Genomic DNA, 15,733 nt, shown 5'->3' with positions numbered 1-15,733 from the left:
TATATAGATAAATTATGCACAAGTCAAGGTTTTTGATGCGCGCTCAATTTAACAGAAAGATGATATTACAAAAGGCCGATCATTACATAATCAATCTACCTTTGGCGCCTGTTTTTGTGTGATATGAAAAAAATTCTCTGCTTTAGATTATTCATGGCAGGTACTGCTGCGGCATGGGCACAGATCCCTGCCGGTTACTATAATGCGGCAAACGGCAATACGGGTTATGCCCTGAAAACAAAGCTCTCCAATATCATCAGCCTGGGGCATATAGATAATGGTTACGGTGGATTGTATACTGGTTACCAGACAACCGATGTAGATCATTATTATGAAAATGACGGTACCCTGCTGGATATGTATTCCGAAAAACCGAGTGGTACGGATGCGTATACCTACAGCGCTGCGCAAACCAGTGACCGCTGTGGTAATTACAATGGTGAAGGAGACTGTTATAACCGGGAGCATATTGTGCCACAAAGCCTGTTCAACAGTAATGCTCCGATGAAGCATGACATCCAGTTTGTGATTCCTACAGACGGATTTGTGAATGGCAAACGCAGCAATTATCCTTACGGAAAAGTAAATAACCCTACCTGGACTTCGAGCAATGGTTCTAAACTGGGGGCCAACAGTGCTGCAGGCTACTCTGGCACTGTGTTTGAGCCGATCGATGAATTCAAGGGAGATATAGCCCGTGCAACTTTTTACTTTGTAACCCGCTACCAGAGCAGTATTCCCAGCTTCAGCCAGGGTAATATACTGGATGGTACCACTACAAGAGGACTACAGCAATGGTATGCTGATCTGTTATTACAATGGCATCACCAGGACCCGGTGAGCCAGAGAGAGATTGACCGTAACAATGCTGCATATACCTATCAGCATAACCGTAATCCTTATATTGACCACCCGGAATATGTAGATTGTATCTGGGGCAATACGAATTGCGAACCAGATACGCCGACCACCATTATGCCGGTACAGGAGCAACTGGCTTATGTGGCCATGTATCCCAATCCATCTACGGGTATAGTGTACATCAATATTGAAACAACAGTACAGGATGCCATACAGATGATTGCTGTACAAACACTGGATGGCCGTATGATCTGGAGTATTGAAGCAGTGCATGCAACTAGCTTCAGCAAACAGATCAACCTGAGTGAATACCCTTCGGGGGTGTACATCCTTAAGGTAAAGACTGCCAAAGGCCTGGCCGTCCGTAAACTGGTTAAAGCATAAATATACAGTATAAAAAGTGTTGCGCGCCGGCAAAGCCGGCGCGCAACACTTTTTATAGACTTCAAATCCGGCCTATGGCTGGAAGCGGTACATCAACCCGATATTAAAGAGACTACTTTTATAGCTTTTCTGATCGGTACTGATATAATTGGTCAGTCCCTGGCGGTACTGTCCAAGTACAGAAAGTGCTTTATTGATACGAACACCCAGCTGCCCTTTCACCCCCGAATCCCAAGGAGATACATTTTTCACCATAGACATCGCTTTAATGTCCTTCTGGGCAATATCACTGTTATAATACAGGTTAAGGCCTGTATTGATGTTGCGATACAGGTCTACCCCAATGGACAGAGATACCTGTTTGGTCACTTTATACCCGACCATAGGTGCAATACCTACACCCAGGATATTGTTTCCATATATATTCTGCGTCTCCCCGATTGTATTGGCAGCAGCGGCATTCAATCCGTCTGAGCTCACCATTTCTCCGCTTTTGTAGGAGATACCATATCGCGCATGTTCATTGAAGCGTACATCTGTTGCCGCCATGCTTAAAGAAGCTTCGGTATAAAAGGCATCCGTCCATTCTTTACGCAGAACAACGCCTACATTATACTGTACATTACCCAGGTTGGGTTTACCGATGTTTGCGGCCAGTCCTATACTCATTGACTTGTCCAGCTGCGGCTCATCAAAATAGCTGGTCTGATGGGTAATCGGTTCGAAACCGGAACGATTGCTTTTATTGCCAGCCACTTCTTTAGAGGACACCTCCGGCTGCAATGGCCTGGCTGGTGTAATATTGATCGGGTCCTTTATCTCTTCGGCCTGTACCTTAACGATTACCGGAACATCCTGCAGGATATCAACTTCCGGCTTTTTCCGGAAGGTATAGCCGGGCTCCTGTAAAGCCTTTCCCGGCACTGCTGCCGATGCTGCAAAGGTATGCTGCGCTTCATTTCTTACCGGTGCTATGGCATCGGTAGTGGGCTCACTTTGCGGTTGTGCGACAACGGCCGCAGGAGTAGGCGCTTCCTGTTCGGGAGCCTGTGCGATCATGGTTTCGGAAGCATCTCTGGTCATAGCCGGCTGGTTGCTGAACTGCCAGATACTCCAGGTACCTAAGCTCAGCACTGCTGCTGCAGCCGCTATTTTACCATAACGACGCCAGCCCCACCAAGGTATCAGCTTCGGAGCCGGGGCCACGTCTGTTCCGGACAGCGCACGCGCCATCTTTTCCCAGCCGTCTGCAGGAGGTTTAAACTCCTGGTTTTCCCACATGGCCTTCCATTCCTGCTCTCTGATCTCGTCACTCATATCTGAAAATTATGTGCGTTTGTCAAAATACTTTTCAAGGTTTTCCGCGCCTGGAATAATAACCAGTGCGAATGGTTTTCGGTTATAGTCAGTACATCTGCGATTTCTTTATGACTGTACCCTTCGAATACATAAAGGTTGAATACAACTTTTTGCTTCTCCGGTAGTTTCTTTAGTATGTGTACAATATCTGCCGCAGATAGTTTACGGTGTATCTCATTCTCTATCGGACTCTCGAGCAGATGACTGTCGGTATTGTAAATGGTGTTCTTGTCTACTTCATTTTTCAGGGCGTTGATCGCACGTAACTGGTCGAGGCATACACGACTCATTACCCGTTTGATCCAGCCTTCAAAAGATCCTTCAAATTTATATTGTCCCAGGTTATTATATATCTTCAAAAAACCGTCATGCACCCACTGTTCCGCATCTTCGGAGGTAGGCGCATAACGGATACTCACCTTCATCAAGGTGCTGTAATAAGTGTAATAGAATTCCCTTTGCATTAAGGCCTCGCCTTTAATACATCCGGAAATCAGGTAATGTAGCTTTTCGTCTATATAATCCATCTACAGGTTTGCCTGTATTAATTTTACGTTTAACTATCTTTTTTGCACTTACATGCATTGCACTCCTGCTCTGTGGCAAAGCCTTTCTGGGAACAGCCGCTGTATGCTTTCAGCTCGCAGCTATTGGTTGCAGGGTTAAAGAACCAGCGCTGAAAATAAGCCTGGCAAGCTTCACCCACAGGCACTTTATCGTTACAAGGGCCTTCTGCGGTTGAACATTTTTTAGAGCAGGAAGAAAATCCTACAATTGCTACTGCTAAAATACTGATGATTGCTTTCATGGTTTTACTTTTTTTAGGGTTATATAATAAATAGGGATTTATTCAATACTATTTATGCCAGATCTGGGCAACGAATGTGGCATTGCTCCAGAAATCTACACCATTGATGGTACTGCCACCGGCAAAACCACCCAGGTAGCCCAGTGTACGGCAATCATCGTTCAGCACTTCAGAAGTCATATCTGCAATACAGGTGCCATAATCCATCACATACACCAGCTCGCCCTGGAACATATATGAATTGATGGTGGCATCTGCGCAGGTATTTTCATCTTCCTGGAAGACCAGTAACTTCCGCTCTACACATTCTTTCCCGAATGGAGGAGGACAGCCGGGCGGATTAATCTTATCGCAACTGAGCAATAGGGTGCTCAGTGTCAACATAGAAAATAGGGTTAGCGTTTTCATGACGGATCATTTAAAGGGTTATAACGGGCATTATTCTACCGAATATAATTCTATCAGTCCTTCTGAAGGATGCAACATTGCGCATACGGCGCCGGTATCCAATGTAGGACAGGAACCGATAGTCTTGTATTGGGCCTGAACGCTTGCTCCGTTATTATACCCATCCAGCATCTCATAATTACACACGCGGTAATCCTTTTGCTGATCTCTCAGGTATACGCCGGTACAGTCTTTCACAACGGTAACATACTTCATTTTTACACATCGTATGCAGGAACTCAGTCCGGTTACGCTACATACTGCTAAAGCCACTAAATACTTTTTCATGATAGACAGGGTTTACAGGGTAAAATATACAATCCCTTTTACCGGGGACAGGGTTATATATATAGACGCAGGCCTTTTAACAAATCTTAGATAAATGAAAAAAAATATGCTGCTTCTTTTCAGAAACAGCATATTATGATGGCAACAATTGTATGTATTGCTAAAAAGTAAGACTAAGATTAAGGGCCACATTCCTGCCCGGACGGTAGAGCTTGAGGATGTCTAAGTGTTCGTAATACTGCTTATCCAGTATATTATAGACTGCTGCATGTACATTCAGGGTATTCTTACCTATGGTAAAGTTGCGTCCGGCACCTACATTAAATATGGTGAATCCTATTGAAGCCCGCTCTCCGTACACTACGGTACTGATACGATCCTGCCGGCTCTGGCTGATACTCTCTGCATAAAAACCATATTTTGACGGTGTATATTCGATACGGTTTATCGATTTAAAAGGGGGTATGAGTGGTAAAGCATTACCGGCATTGTCCAGTCCTATGCTGATGCTGTTGGTGGATTGTATATACCATTTATCCCATGGCCGGTACGTTGCATATAATTCTCCTCCATACAGTAAAGCATCCGGGATATTGACATATTGCTTCACGCCACTGGCACCGATCGTCATGGTGCTGTAGCCTTGCTTGCGCTGGCCAACTATATAATTACTGAAGCGATATACAAACAGTTGCGGCTGTATATGCAGCCGGTGCTGATGATAGGACATGCCCAGACTGGCGTTTACAGAGGTTTCCTGTTTAAGGTCTTTATTACCGATGTAATCAAAATTATCCATCCTATTGAACAGGTAAAAGGCGTATAGTTCCTGGGCAGATGCGCTGCGGGCACCACGACTCAGTTGCCCGAACAGCATCCATCGGCCATTAATCTGCTTCTCCGCATTCAGCCCCGCATTCCAGACCAGGTTTTTACGATCCAGGGAGCCGGTAAAGAGGCTGGACAGGGTTTCTTTGCCCAGTTCAGTATAGATATCTGATTGTACATAATTCACCGTAAGCGACGGGCTCAATGTCCAGTCCTGCCCCAGGTATATTTTATCCTTAAGATCGATGCCATATACGGTGCGCTGCACATCCGGGAGGGTGAGCATAAACATCTCTGCTGCATTCTTAGGATACATCGTCATTTCGGCATGCAGCCTGTTGCTGTATGCGGTAAACTGTGCTTCCAGAAAATGATTGGTATAATACCATTTAGCCCTGGAGTATAAGCCCATCGTCTGCGAGGTGCCCGGCATATCCATATGTATGGGTACCTGCCAGGCCGGACGTTTGGTGTCGTCCATTGCATGGTCTATATAATTATAGTATACTTTGCTCTCCCAGCTTTTGAGCTTCATTCCTGTAGGGGTATATATATAACTGGCCGATCCTATTTTGGCTTTGGCGAAAGAGACATCCATCGTCAATGCGGGATAACCGATATTATACCCTTCATCCTGCAGGTAATCTACCCTCAGTTGCTGGTTGGGCTTCAGCAGGTATACGGCACTCAGACCGAGGTTCCATTTATTGTATTGTGAGAAGGCAATCTCCTGCCCTTTACCTGCGGTATAGTTACCGGCTCTGCGCCAGACGCCGTTTGCACTTATGGCAAAACGGGAACGGGAATATTGCAGTGCTGCAATGGTTTGTGTAGCGGTGGCATTGGTCTCATACCCCGCCCCGACCAGCCCGGACCATACTTTTGCCACACCGGTTTGTGCTTGTTTCAGGCTGAAATTAAGTCCGCCACCCACACTTGCATTATGCTGCTCTCCGTTCGGACTGAAGCCCAGCTGTATGCGCTCCATATTATTGGGTTCTACATAGGAACTGATCGGGTCCATACGATCGGTACAGGCACCGAACAGTTGCATGCCATCTATCGTCATGTTGATCTGTGCGGCGCTCAGGCCCCTTAAGGTTGGCTCCATGGCAAAGTTTCCCCTGCGAATCATGGTTACTCCAGGTATGCGTTCCAGCAAGCGATCTGTAGATTGCTGCAGCTCCCGGCTGCGGGTATAGTTCTTCTGGTATCGTTGTCCGAGAATGGTATAATTGACGGTACTGAGTGTATAGCTGTGGTGCACGGAATCGGTTTCTGATTGTGCATGAACCATAAAGGGTACGGAGCACAGCAATAAGGCATATAAAGGTATACGCATATGTTTCTTATTGTGAACGGCCGGCGGCATCAAGGACACCGCCGGCTGCTCCGGTTAAAATAAAATATCTATAAACGCGTCCTGTAACAGTACAGTTCCGCTGGCATCTGATACTTTCAGGTGCAGGCGCCAGTCGCCGGTCATGGTATAATTTACTTTACCCTTATAATGTCCTTTGCCGGTGCTTACCGGGCTAATGTTATTCGGAGAACCGTGGCCCATAGAGGGCATTTCAGGGGTCATTTCGATCGTGAGGTTATCCAGGGCAGGAAAATTCATCATATCGGTGATCTTATGAACGGTAAACTCTACATCATTCATACCTACTTTCCAGGTTGCCGGACGCAACAGGGACACAATATATGTGGTGTTATCGCTACCCATGCTTATGCTGATCACTTTTGTAGGAAAGGTGCCTACTGTAACAGGAATAGCTACTTTTTGTCCGTTTACAGTTACTTCCATTTTCCAGGCATCATCATCTGCCGTAGGCATAATGAATACTGCGGCACCGGAATATAACCCTGTAGCCGCATCGTAACTTACCTGTTCGTATGGGGTGGAGTGTGACATGGTGCTCATCTCCATCAGCGGGTGAATGCTTACATTGGCTGTGCTGCTGACTGCACCGGTAGCGTCCTGTACTTTTACATATAATCTGTTATACCCTGTAAATAGTAAGGGGGTATCTGCATACAGGGTTATGATATAGTCTGTGGTGCTTGCTGTTCCTAACTGACTTTTGGCCGGCGTTTCGATACCTGGCTTAGGATCATTATTTTTAGATTTACAGGAAGTGTAGGTACATAAAGCGATGGCTACGCATACAAGCGCAAATATTTTTCTCATTTTTATTTTTTATTTAATACAGGATAAATACAGGTACGACAATAATTGCTGGTATAGCAATACAAGCGTACCTATGTACGATAACATAAAGAAGCCTTTGTGGCTTCAACAATAAATCACTATACTAAATAATCGGGGGGATGAAATATGCGCTGCTTATCGGCCTGTAAAGTAGAAGCGACATGCGTCTGGTAGGCAGGCGCTGAAAGAAAGTAGGTTACTAACGTGATCTCGAAATGAGCAGCATTACAATAATAAACGGCTTCCTGTATGGTCTTTTTATTTTCCTTGCTGTTCTCCTCGTCTTTCTTCAGCTGTTTGGACAATTGACATTTACCGTTACAATGTAACTGCGGGCGGGCCTTATTTTCACATAAGGTTTGTGCAATATAATTTTCGTTGAGTTTGAAGTCGATATAGATCACTACCTTACTAAACGCTTGCAAAAGCGTTGCCAGGAACAGTAAGCAAAGTATACCTTTCTTCATCGCGGCAAAGGTAGGTATTTACCATTAATAAGAGACAAAGAAACTGTATTAAATGACAAGTGGCTGACCAATTGGTCAGCCACTTGATATATTTTAGAACGGATACCCGATTGCTAAGTTAAACACGATATTTTCCTGCCTCCAGGCTTTGGAACTGAAATCAATGCGGTTGATCACCCATTTTTCTCCCGGGTCCATCCATGGTTTACGCAGCGGCATACCAAAGTCCAAACGGAGTACAAGGATAGAGAAGTCAAAACGTAAGCCCAGACCTCCGCTTACTGCTATATCACTGATAAAATTCTTAGAAAATACACCTCCCGGCATAGTCGGATCATCTCTCAGGAGCCATATATTACCTGCATCTGCAAACACAGCACCTTTAAGCCAGGTAGAGTATAATGGTGTGCGGAACTCTGTATTGGCCTCCATCTTAATATCGCCCAACAGCTCCAGGAAGTTAGTGGTGCTTTTGCTGGTATGGAAGGAGCCCGGCCCCAGGAAGCGGGAACGGAAGCCTCTTAAACTGCTGGCCCCACCGGCAAAGAACTGCTTAATATTGGGCATTTTGTAGGAGTTGCCATAGGCATAACCCGCACCGAGGAACAGTCGGTTGGCCCACATATTCTCCTTTCCAAAAGTTTTGTACACCCTGAAATCGGTCTGTACTTTTACATACTGTGCATATGGGTTTCCGAATATTTTCTCCGGCTCTTTGCTCAGGCTTGTTTTCTGTGCCAGCCCCAGGATATTACCCGACAGGTCTAACAGTCCGTCGAAGAAGAAGTTAACATCTTTACGACCGGCTATCTGTGAATTATAGGTAAACTGATATGTTGATCCTATGATAACCCCGTTAAAGATAATGTTGCTAATATAGAAGTCCGAAGCATTCTTAAACGTATCGGTACGTACAAAGGTAATATTGACCGGGTATAGTTTATGCTCTTTATTAATAGACTCTCTCCATTGATAGCCCAGCCCGAAGTTAAATGTATTGAGGCGATAAGTGGTCTCACTCAAATAGTAGTTATAGCCCAGCTTAACATAGCTACGGGGCACAAATGCACTGGTCGTAGACACCTTAAACAAACTTCCGAACAACAAACGCGGTACGGATAAATTCGTTTCCAGCCCTGCCTGAAAGAGGTTAGGTCGTTTCTGAGCCCCTCCATACTGCATTTCAAATCCGCCGCTGAGTTTTATCTCCAACTGCTCTGCTCCTTTAAATATATTGCGGTGTTTCCACCCGACAGATAAGCGGGACCCTACCCTGCTATCATTCTGCGAGAATGCAGAAGTTTCGAAACTGAGTGCTTTAGATGGCGCAGGAGTAAGGTTATATAATGCGGTCAGCAGAGGCAGCCCGGTACTGTCATAAGTATCTGTCAGCTCACTTTTAATGAATTTAAAAGCGTTCAAACTCACCAGTCGGTTCAGCGTAAGATTCTGTTTCCTTTTGCTGTACAGATCGCCGGGTTTCTGCTGGATGGCAGTTTTGAAGAGTACCGGCCTGAAATTCTCGCGGCGCTGTATCACACTATAGTGCTCATATGGAATAGTATCCATATTACGGCGGCGATTGGCCGCAGTACTGTCTGTATTGCTCCGGGCTATATAGTTTGTATTGACATAAATATCCTTGATGCGGTACTGCTGAAACGTTTTAGGTGGCATGAGATCCGACTTCAGCTGCATATGCACATCAATAGAATCTGTATTGGTTCCAGTATCAACTTTGGCAATCAGGTAGTCGGGAGAAAAATAGTAGTACCCCATATTTTTGAGGTAATCATCTATACGGTCGCGGTCAGCCATTACAGCATCGAGCAGGTATGGGTTTCCTTTTTTCAGTAATGACTTGTCTGCCACATTACGGATCTCTGCAGCAAGCGCTGTAGTATCTCCGGTGAGGTAATCAATATTCCTCATGAAATAGCGCTTACCCGCCTGTATTTCAAAGAAGCCCTTAGTGGTCTTTTTCAGTGTATCATCTTCGCGGCGCGATACAATTACGGGGTAAAAGTATCCGTTGTTCTGCAACTTATTCAGCAGAATCTGTTCATTTCTTTTCAGGTTAAAGCTCTCTCCCAGTACTGGTGCTTCGCCGATCTTATCGCGTATATATTTACGCAACCCCTTTTCAGAACGGGGCTCTCCGGCCCAATTATACATGGTCAGTTTGAAGCGTATTCCAAATATCCTTTTATTAGGTTTGGGACGAATAGCATCGCCCAGTACTTCTTCCAGGTAGCCTTTGTCTTTGCTGGCGGTATCGGTAACCTTTACTTTGCTACCCAGGTAGAGGGTTTGCCCCTTAGCCAGGTACCTGGTATTGGAGCATGATGATGCCATAAGCATCAGCCAGCAAAGAGTCATCAGACCGGTTAATATGTGGATCGTTTTCTTCAAGGCGCAATATTTAGTCAATAGTAGAGGTGTTCGTAATACTCATTGTCGATGCCTGTTTCTGCTCTGCGGCTTTACGTTCTGCTTCACGCTTACGGCGCATATATTCGCGGTAGCGCTGCTGCCCCATGAGCAGGGCGCGGAAGCGGTTATACTCCAGGGAGAAGCGGAAGCTAAGACCTGTTTCTATAACATACCCATTGATGATATTCTGTAACTCACTCTTACGGTATCCTCTCAGGATGTACTTGCCATCTGCCGTAAGCAGGTAATCGGCAGAAAGGTTACCCGGCAGGTAGCTCGGGTTGGTGGCTCCGGCTGTCTGTCCTTCGAGAGCAAAGTCATTACCAATCGTCAGCTTCAGGCGATCGTTGAACAGGCGCTTGGATGCAGTGATATTGAAATCGGTACGATTCACACGGGATCCGGTAGAGAAATCTTCAGAAGAGTTCACCCCGAAATCCAGTTCCACGCCCTTGATCAGGTCACCGGCCATACGGTTCATCTGCTCGCTCAGGAAGCGGCTGGCACTCTGGCGTACTGCATTTTCAAATCCGAACCCGCCACCGGCTGAGCTAAACGGATCGTCTGCAACGAAACGGTTCAGCAACAACAGCGATACGACTTGCTTATTCATATCGGATGGATTGTTACGCAGGTCTCCCAGTTTACTTTCTACAAATGATTTTACGGTCTCATTTACCGTATTCAATCCCCCATCTTTTACGACGATATCAAAGCTGATGGTTGGTTTCAGTACTTTACCACTCATCTTCAGCAATACCTGGAAGGGCATGCGCTGACGGTAGAGGTTCATCTCTGAAGCATCCTGTCCCTGGCGTTGTACCAGGTCGTATGGTGCGGCATTGGCATCATATACAGCAGTGATGTTGACATCGGCATCCAGCGGATCGCCGGCCAGCATGATCATACTACCCTTCTGTATACGGAATTTCTTTTTCAGCAGGTTATAGTTCAGTTCATAATATCCGTCTTCCAGTTCGTAAGTACCGGTCAGGGTCATGCTACCGTCAGAACCCAGATTGGCATTCAGGAAGGAGGTTCCTTTTACATTCAGCCGGTCGCCTGTTTCCGGGTCGATCAGTACGGTAAACTGGGCATTTTTCTCAATATCCACATTCACATTCAGCGAAGAACTCTGTGATAAAAGGTATGCTGCTTTTTTAAGATTCAGCTCGGCAGAATCGATATAACCACTATCACGACCGTCGTAGAACATTACGATACCTTCATTGGCCACCAGCGAAGGATTGTCCAGCATGGCGTAGTTAAAGTCGGTACTGTCATGGATCGTGATATTACCATCAATCGCCGGTGCGGTCATATTTCCATGCAAGCCCAGTGTGGCGCTCAGGAATAACTTACCGTAGATAGATTCATTATCCTTGGAGGTAGAATTCATGGCTTGCCATTGATTGGCCTTAAAGGTCATATCCAGGCTGTACTCTGTAAAGTTTTTCGTATTCAGGCTTCCGGTGAGGGTAGCCAGTTTGCCGTACTGATCGTAAATTTTAAAACGATCAAAATATAATCCTTTACCGGCATTGAATCGGATGGTCTCATCCGGCATACTCATATACGTATTGAACATGGCCAGTGTCGTTTTGAGACTATCCGTCTCCAGCGATCCGCCGATCGACGGACTGGCTACTGTTCCTTTAATATCCAGCTGTCCTTTAAGTATACCGCTGCTTTTCTTCAGGTTGCCAAAAGTAAGCCCTTCAATTGTTTTCAGGCTAAAGGCATTAAAGTTGGCAATAAAATCCAGTTCATTGCCATTAACCGGCTTCATGTAATAGTTACCGGCAATGCTCAGGTCATTGCCATATCCTTTCAGTGTAGCATTGGCCGAGTAGCTATAAGAATTTTCGTTGCGTACGTCAGCTGCCAGATCGCCCAGGTTCGACCCCATTACATAAAGAGAATCTACCCGAATGTTGGATACAATTCTCGGGAAGCTGTCGCGCATATCCAGATCACCATTTACAAACAGGCGACCATCGGCCAGAACAGTGTCCTTACTGATCATTTTGGTCAGGTTCAGTAAAGAGAAGTTACGGATGTCTATATGCAGCGGACTGTTATAAGAGGTATCACGACTATTTGCACTGATCAACTGGTTGCCCTGGCTGAGTGCGAGGTTATGTATGTATAATCCTTTTTTTCCGCCCAACACAATACTGTTATCAGGATCTACCTGCCAGTCATCATAGTTGAGCTTGAGCCCGCGCTGCAAATGCAGTACGATGTCGCTTTCCGGGTTGATGGAAGTGATTACCCCCAGACCAAACTGGTCTACCCCTTCTACATCCGTAAGGTTGACGAAAGACGCAATACTGTCATTGCGCAGGTAACCAGATAAGGAGGAGTTATAAAACTGAATGCCTCCCTGTGTAAAGCGGTTCAGACCTGCTACATACATCAGGCTGCGGTCCTGCTCAATAGCAGAGAAGGAGAAGGTATCCAGCGACATGGTTCCATAACGGATTCTTGGTGCGGTAAGCCCGATATTCAGCGAACTCGGATTGATCACCGAATAGAAACGTATGGTATCGAAAGGACGCAGCTCCGGCACCATCTGACGGAACAGGCGGTGATAGGCTAGCGTACCCGACAGATTCATGTCATAGGCCAGCGGCGCATTACTTACGGTATCGGATATGGTATAGTATTGGTTCACATGTGCCAGCAGGGCATTACCCATCTGCAGCAATGGGATCTTGCCGGTTAGCTTAGCATTAATAATATTCGCTACGTTGACATCTATATTTTGTATACTATCCTGCGGTGCAGAATTAATGTATACGCTGTCAAACATATATGTTTTGCCGTTCGAGGTCAGGAAGGGACTGCGTATACTCAGCAGACCATTAGGATAGTTAGGATTGGTTGAAGGTACATCGGCATATACATCTCCGGTGAATTTCAGTTCTGTATCCATGAACTTCAGGGCCTGCAGGTCCAGCAGGTCGATGGCCATATCGGCGGTCACTGCCGGGTATTGGTTCCGGAAGTTGAACATAGACTGCATGGTCAGGAAGGCATTCGGATCGCGGGATTTCAGTTCCAGTTGTCCTTCTTTGTTGCGTATAAAGCCCAGTGCAGTAATATTGCTGTACCCATAGCCATTGTAAAATGCCTGGATCACTTTCAGGTCTATATCTGCTGCCATGGTCTTCGGATCAAAGCCTGTACCTTTTACGGTACCGCTCAGGGTAATGGTACCCAGCTGCGGTTGCATACGCAGGATCTTACCAATATTAAATGTCTGTGCATCCAGGTACAGATCGTACTTTTCCTTACCCTGCTGTGCCATAGAGAAATGTCCTTTCAATAAGGCATTACCATCAGAGGTACGTATGAGCAGGTTAGGATTATATGCTGTAGTTGTACCATTGATGGTACCGGAGAAGGCAAACCAGGCGGGGATATCCAGCTGCTGGCGTACAGATGCCGGTACAAAGGAATGAATATCCTGCTCGGTACTGTTCAGTTTTTTGATGTTCAATACATACCGCAACTTATCGGCATCCGGCAGTCCGAAAATGCGGCCGCTCAGGTCTACCTGGGTCTGTTTCAGCCCTTGTACGTATAACTGTATTATATTAAGGTTGCCTACGGTACCATTGGCCAGCAGGTTAAAGTTCAGTTTCTGATTACGGTAATCTTTCAGCTGTTGTCTCTGCGCCTCGGGCAGGAAGATAAAGAGATCACTGAAGCTGAGTACGGACTTTATCAGATTCACGTCCAGCTTCATCTGCGACAGCTCTTTGCTCAACGATCCCAGCGAACGATAGCTCACTGCAATTTTGTCCTGCAATAAGGTTTGTGGTGTCTTCAGGTATAATTCGTCCAGCACTGCGCCCCGCTGATGGTATATGAATTTGGTGCGAAAGGTCTGTATATTCAGGCCGCTGCGCTCATTCATAGACAGGTTCTTGATATTACCCAATATGGTATCGGCACTGTACATGAGATCGCTGCCGGTCAGGTAGAAGTTCTGGATATTCATGTGCGAATAGTCCATGCCCGTTTTCAGACGCGGTGCATTGTTATCATCAAAGGCGAAATTCACATCCTTGAACAGCAGGTCGTTCAGCCAGATGACCCAGCTGCCGGTATCGGTACTGCTTACGGTATCTTTCGGCACCGCCTTGGCTTTGGCCTTGGTCTTCGGGTCTATTTTATTAAATACCAGTCCCGAATGGGTCTGATCCAGGTTCAGGTAATTGATTTTGATCTGGCGCTTCAGCAGGCTGAAGTATGGCATGGCTGCCGAAAGAGATTTGGTCTGGATATTAAAGTCCATTGCTGACTCAGCATCTTTAAATGCAAAATCTGCACGGTTCAATAATAGCTTATCTACGACTATGGAAATCTCTGTGCCTGCACTGGTATCTTCAGGAGATGGTGGCAATGCAGAAGGCATGGCATAAAAATAGGAATTGATGGTATCGCCACGGAAATCGTTTACTTCAAACCGCATGGTATTGATATCGATCTGTCTTGGCTTCAGCACCAGGCTGTTGATCCTGATCCCGAACAATGCGCCACCTATGGTATCATGAAAACGGTAACGGGTATTGCGGATATCGATCAGTCCGGCATCGATATATACCGGCGACGACTTGGCGGTATCCATTACCTCTTGCTGCGTGGCTTCTTTCTTGCCCACAAAAGAGTCTACAATAAACTGGTAATTGAAATTGGTATCGTTGGCCGTACGGTACATATTGATATTGGCCCCGTCCAGCCCCAGTTTACTGACAGAGATCTTACCCTCTATCAGCTTAAACATATTTACATTAATGTCCAGTTTATTGACCCAGACAACGGTATCCTGGCGCTTGTCCAGCACCAGTACCTGACCCAGGTTTACAGAAGTGGGTATACTGAAGTCAATCTTACCAATCGATACTTTAGTATCGAGTTTTTTCTGCAGATAGTCTACAGCATACTTACGGATCTGCTCCTTACCCCAGGGTGTGTTGATCACGACCACAGCCGCCACAACAAGAAGTATGACGGAGAGGATTATATATAGTATGACTTTTAGTACTTTCTTCATTGTGTATACTCACAAAAATAAGGGCTTAATCGCGTAATCCAATACCTTTATATACAATTTACATTTTTTTCACGGTCTGGGGATACGTGTCTGCAAGCCGCGTGCAGACTGCATATGAATAAATCTTATATAAATCAATGTAGCATATGCCAAACAAACCGGAGATATGGCTCCATCAAAAAGAAACATAGGACAGCTAACAGCACGAACAATAACAACTGTTTTCCAGCCTGTCTCGGGTTATTGCTCCATAACCATTTAAAGAAAAGAATTATAATATGAATCAGTAAAGTCAATCCGACAATACCTCCAAATAATATATCTGCACCTCCTGTAGCATTGAACAGAACAAGGCTTGCCAGCAACCAGTACACCAGTATGTACTTCAATTGCCCCCGTAAGTCTTTCCATACTTTGCGTAGCATATTTTTATCTATTGAATATCCTTAAGAAGTAAGTTTCTGAACGTTTTAATTTGCTACCTTTTGCCTTGATGCAAAAGGTACCGCCAAAAAATCAAGGCTGTATAAATCCCTGGCTAAAAATCAATGTGTCGGCCGGTCAAAAACCAGACTCGCTGC

Annotated in this window: 11 protein-coding genes; 1 reads left to right on the top strand and 10 read right to left on the bottom strand. The window is 45.6% G+C overall.

All coding sequences use genetic code 11. The annotated features are described in order from the left end of the window. Positions 1–123 precede the first annotated feature (123 nt). On the top strand, positions 124–1,245 hold the full coding sequence (locus tag EMP01_RS08795; RefSeq protein WP_129021138.1) for an endonuclease: 1,122 nt from the start codon (positions 124–126) through the stop codon (positions 1,243–1,245). A 72-nt stretch (positions 1,246–1,317) separates the two neighbouring features. Here the strand turns inward: EMP01_RS08795 and EMP01_RS08790 are convergent, their stop codons facing one another. The 10 genes from EMP01_RS08790 to EMP01_RS08745 all read right to left on the bottom strand — a co-directional run bounded on the left by EMP01_RS08790 (position 1,318) and on the right by EMP01_RS08745 (position 15,152). Continuing rightward, entirely contained in the window at positions 1,318–2,562 is a 1,245-nt protein-coding gene (locus EMP01_RS08790; protein WP_129021137.1) for an anti-sigma factor, read from the bottom strand. Next, entirely contained in the window at positions 2,559–3,131 is a 573-nt protein-coding gene (locus EMP01_RS08785) for an RNA polymerase sigma factor (protein WP_129021136.1), read from the bottom strand. Before EMP01_RS08785 ends, EMP01_RS08790 begins: the two co-directional genes overlap by 4 nt. Before the next feature lie 29 nt (positions 3,132–3,160). Next, entirely contained in the window at positions 3,161–3,412 is a 252-nt protein-coding gene (locus EMP01_RS08780; protein ID WP_129021135.1) for a BPTI/Kunitz-type proteinase inhibitor domain-containing protein, read from the bottom strand. Positions 3,413–3,460: 48 nt separating this feature from the next. Next, positions 3,461–3,820, bottom strand: a complete 360-nt coding sequence (locus EMP01_RS08775; RefSeq protein ID WP_129021134.1) for a DUF6970 domain-containing protein — start codon at positions 3,818–3,820, stop codon at positions 3,461–3,463. Between the two features lie 30 nt (positions 3,821–3,850). Further along, complete coding sequence (locus EMP01_RS08770) at positions 3,851–4,147, bottom strand: hypothetical protein (protein WP_129021133.1); 297 nt, start codon at positions 4,145–4,147, stop codon at positions 3,851–3,853. A gap of 160 nt (positions 4,148–4,307) precedes the next feature. Beyond that, entirely contained in the window at positions 4,308–6,317 is a 2,010-nt protein-coding gene (locus tag EMP01_RS08765) for a TonB-dependent receptor (RefSeq protein WP_161971273.1), read from the bottom strand. A gap of 54 nt (positions 6,318–6,371) precedes the next feature. Further along, on the bottom strand, positions 6,372–7,166 hold the full coding sequence (locus EMP01_RS08760; RefSeq protein ID WP_129021131.1) for a FixH family protein: 795 nt from the start codon (positions 7,164–7,166) through the stop codon (positions 6,372–6,374). Positions 7,167–7,285: 119 nt separating this feature from the next. After that, a complete protein-coding gene (locus tag EMP01_RS08755; RefSeq protein ID WP_129021130.1) occupies positions 7,286–7,654 on the bottom strand; it encodes a hypothetical protein in 369 nt (122 codons plus the stop codon). Between the two features lie 93 nt (positions 7,655–7,747). Next, positions 7,748–10,066: a translocation and assembly module lipoprotein TamL gene (gene tamL / locus EMP01_RS08750; RefSeq protein ID WP_129021129.1), complete on the bottom strand. Its 2,319-nt coding sequence runs from the start codon at positions 10,064–10,066 to the stop codon at positions 7,748–7,750. A 10-nt stretch (positions 10,067–10,076) separates the two neighbouring features. Next, positions 10,077–15,152 (bottom strand): translocation/assembly module TamB domain-containing protein, encoded by a 5,076-nt coding sequence (locus tag EMP01_RS08745; RefSeq protein ID WP_129021128.1) that lies wholly within the window; start codon positions 15,150–15,152, stop codon positions 10,077–10,079. Positions 15,153–15,733 lie beyond the last annotated feature (581 nt).

Source organism: Edaphocola flava (assembly GCF_004118155.1).
Lineage (GTDB): Bacteria > Bacteroidota > Bacteroidia > Chitinophagales > Chitinophagaceae > Edaphocola > Edaphocola flava.
The sequence above is the reverse complement of the archived record's forward strand: the minus strand, read 5'-3'. Positions and strand labels throughout refer to the sequence as shown.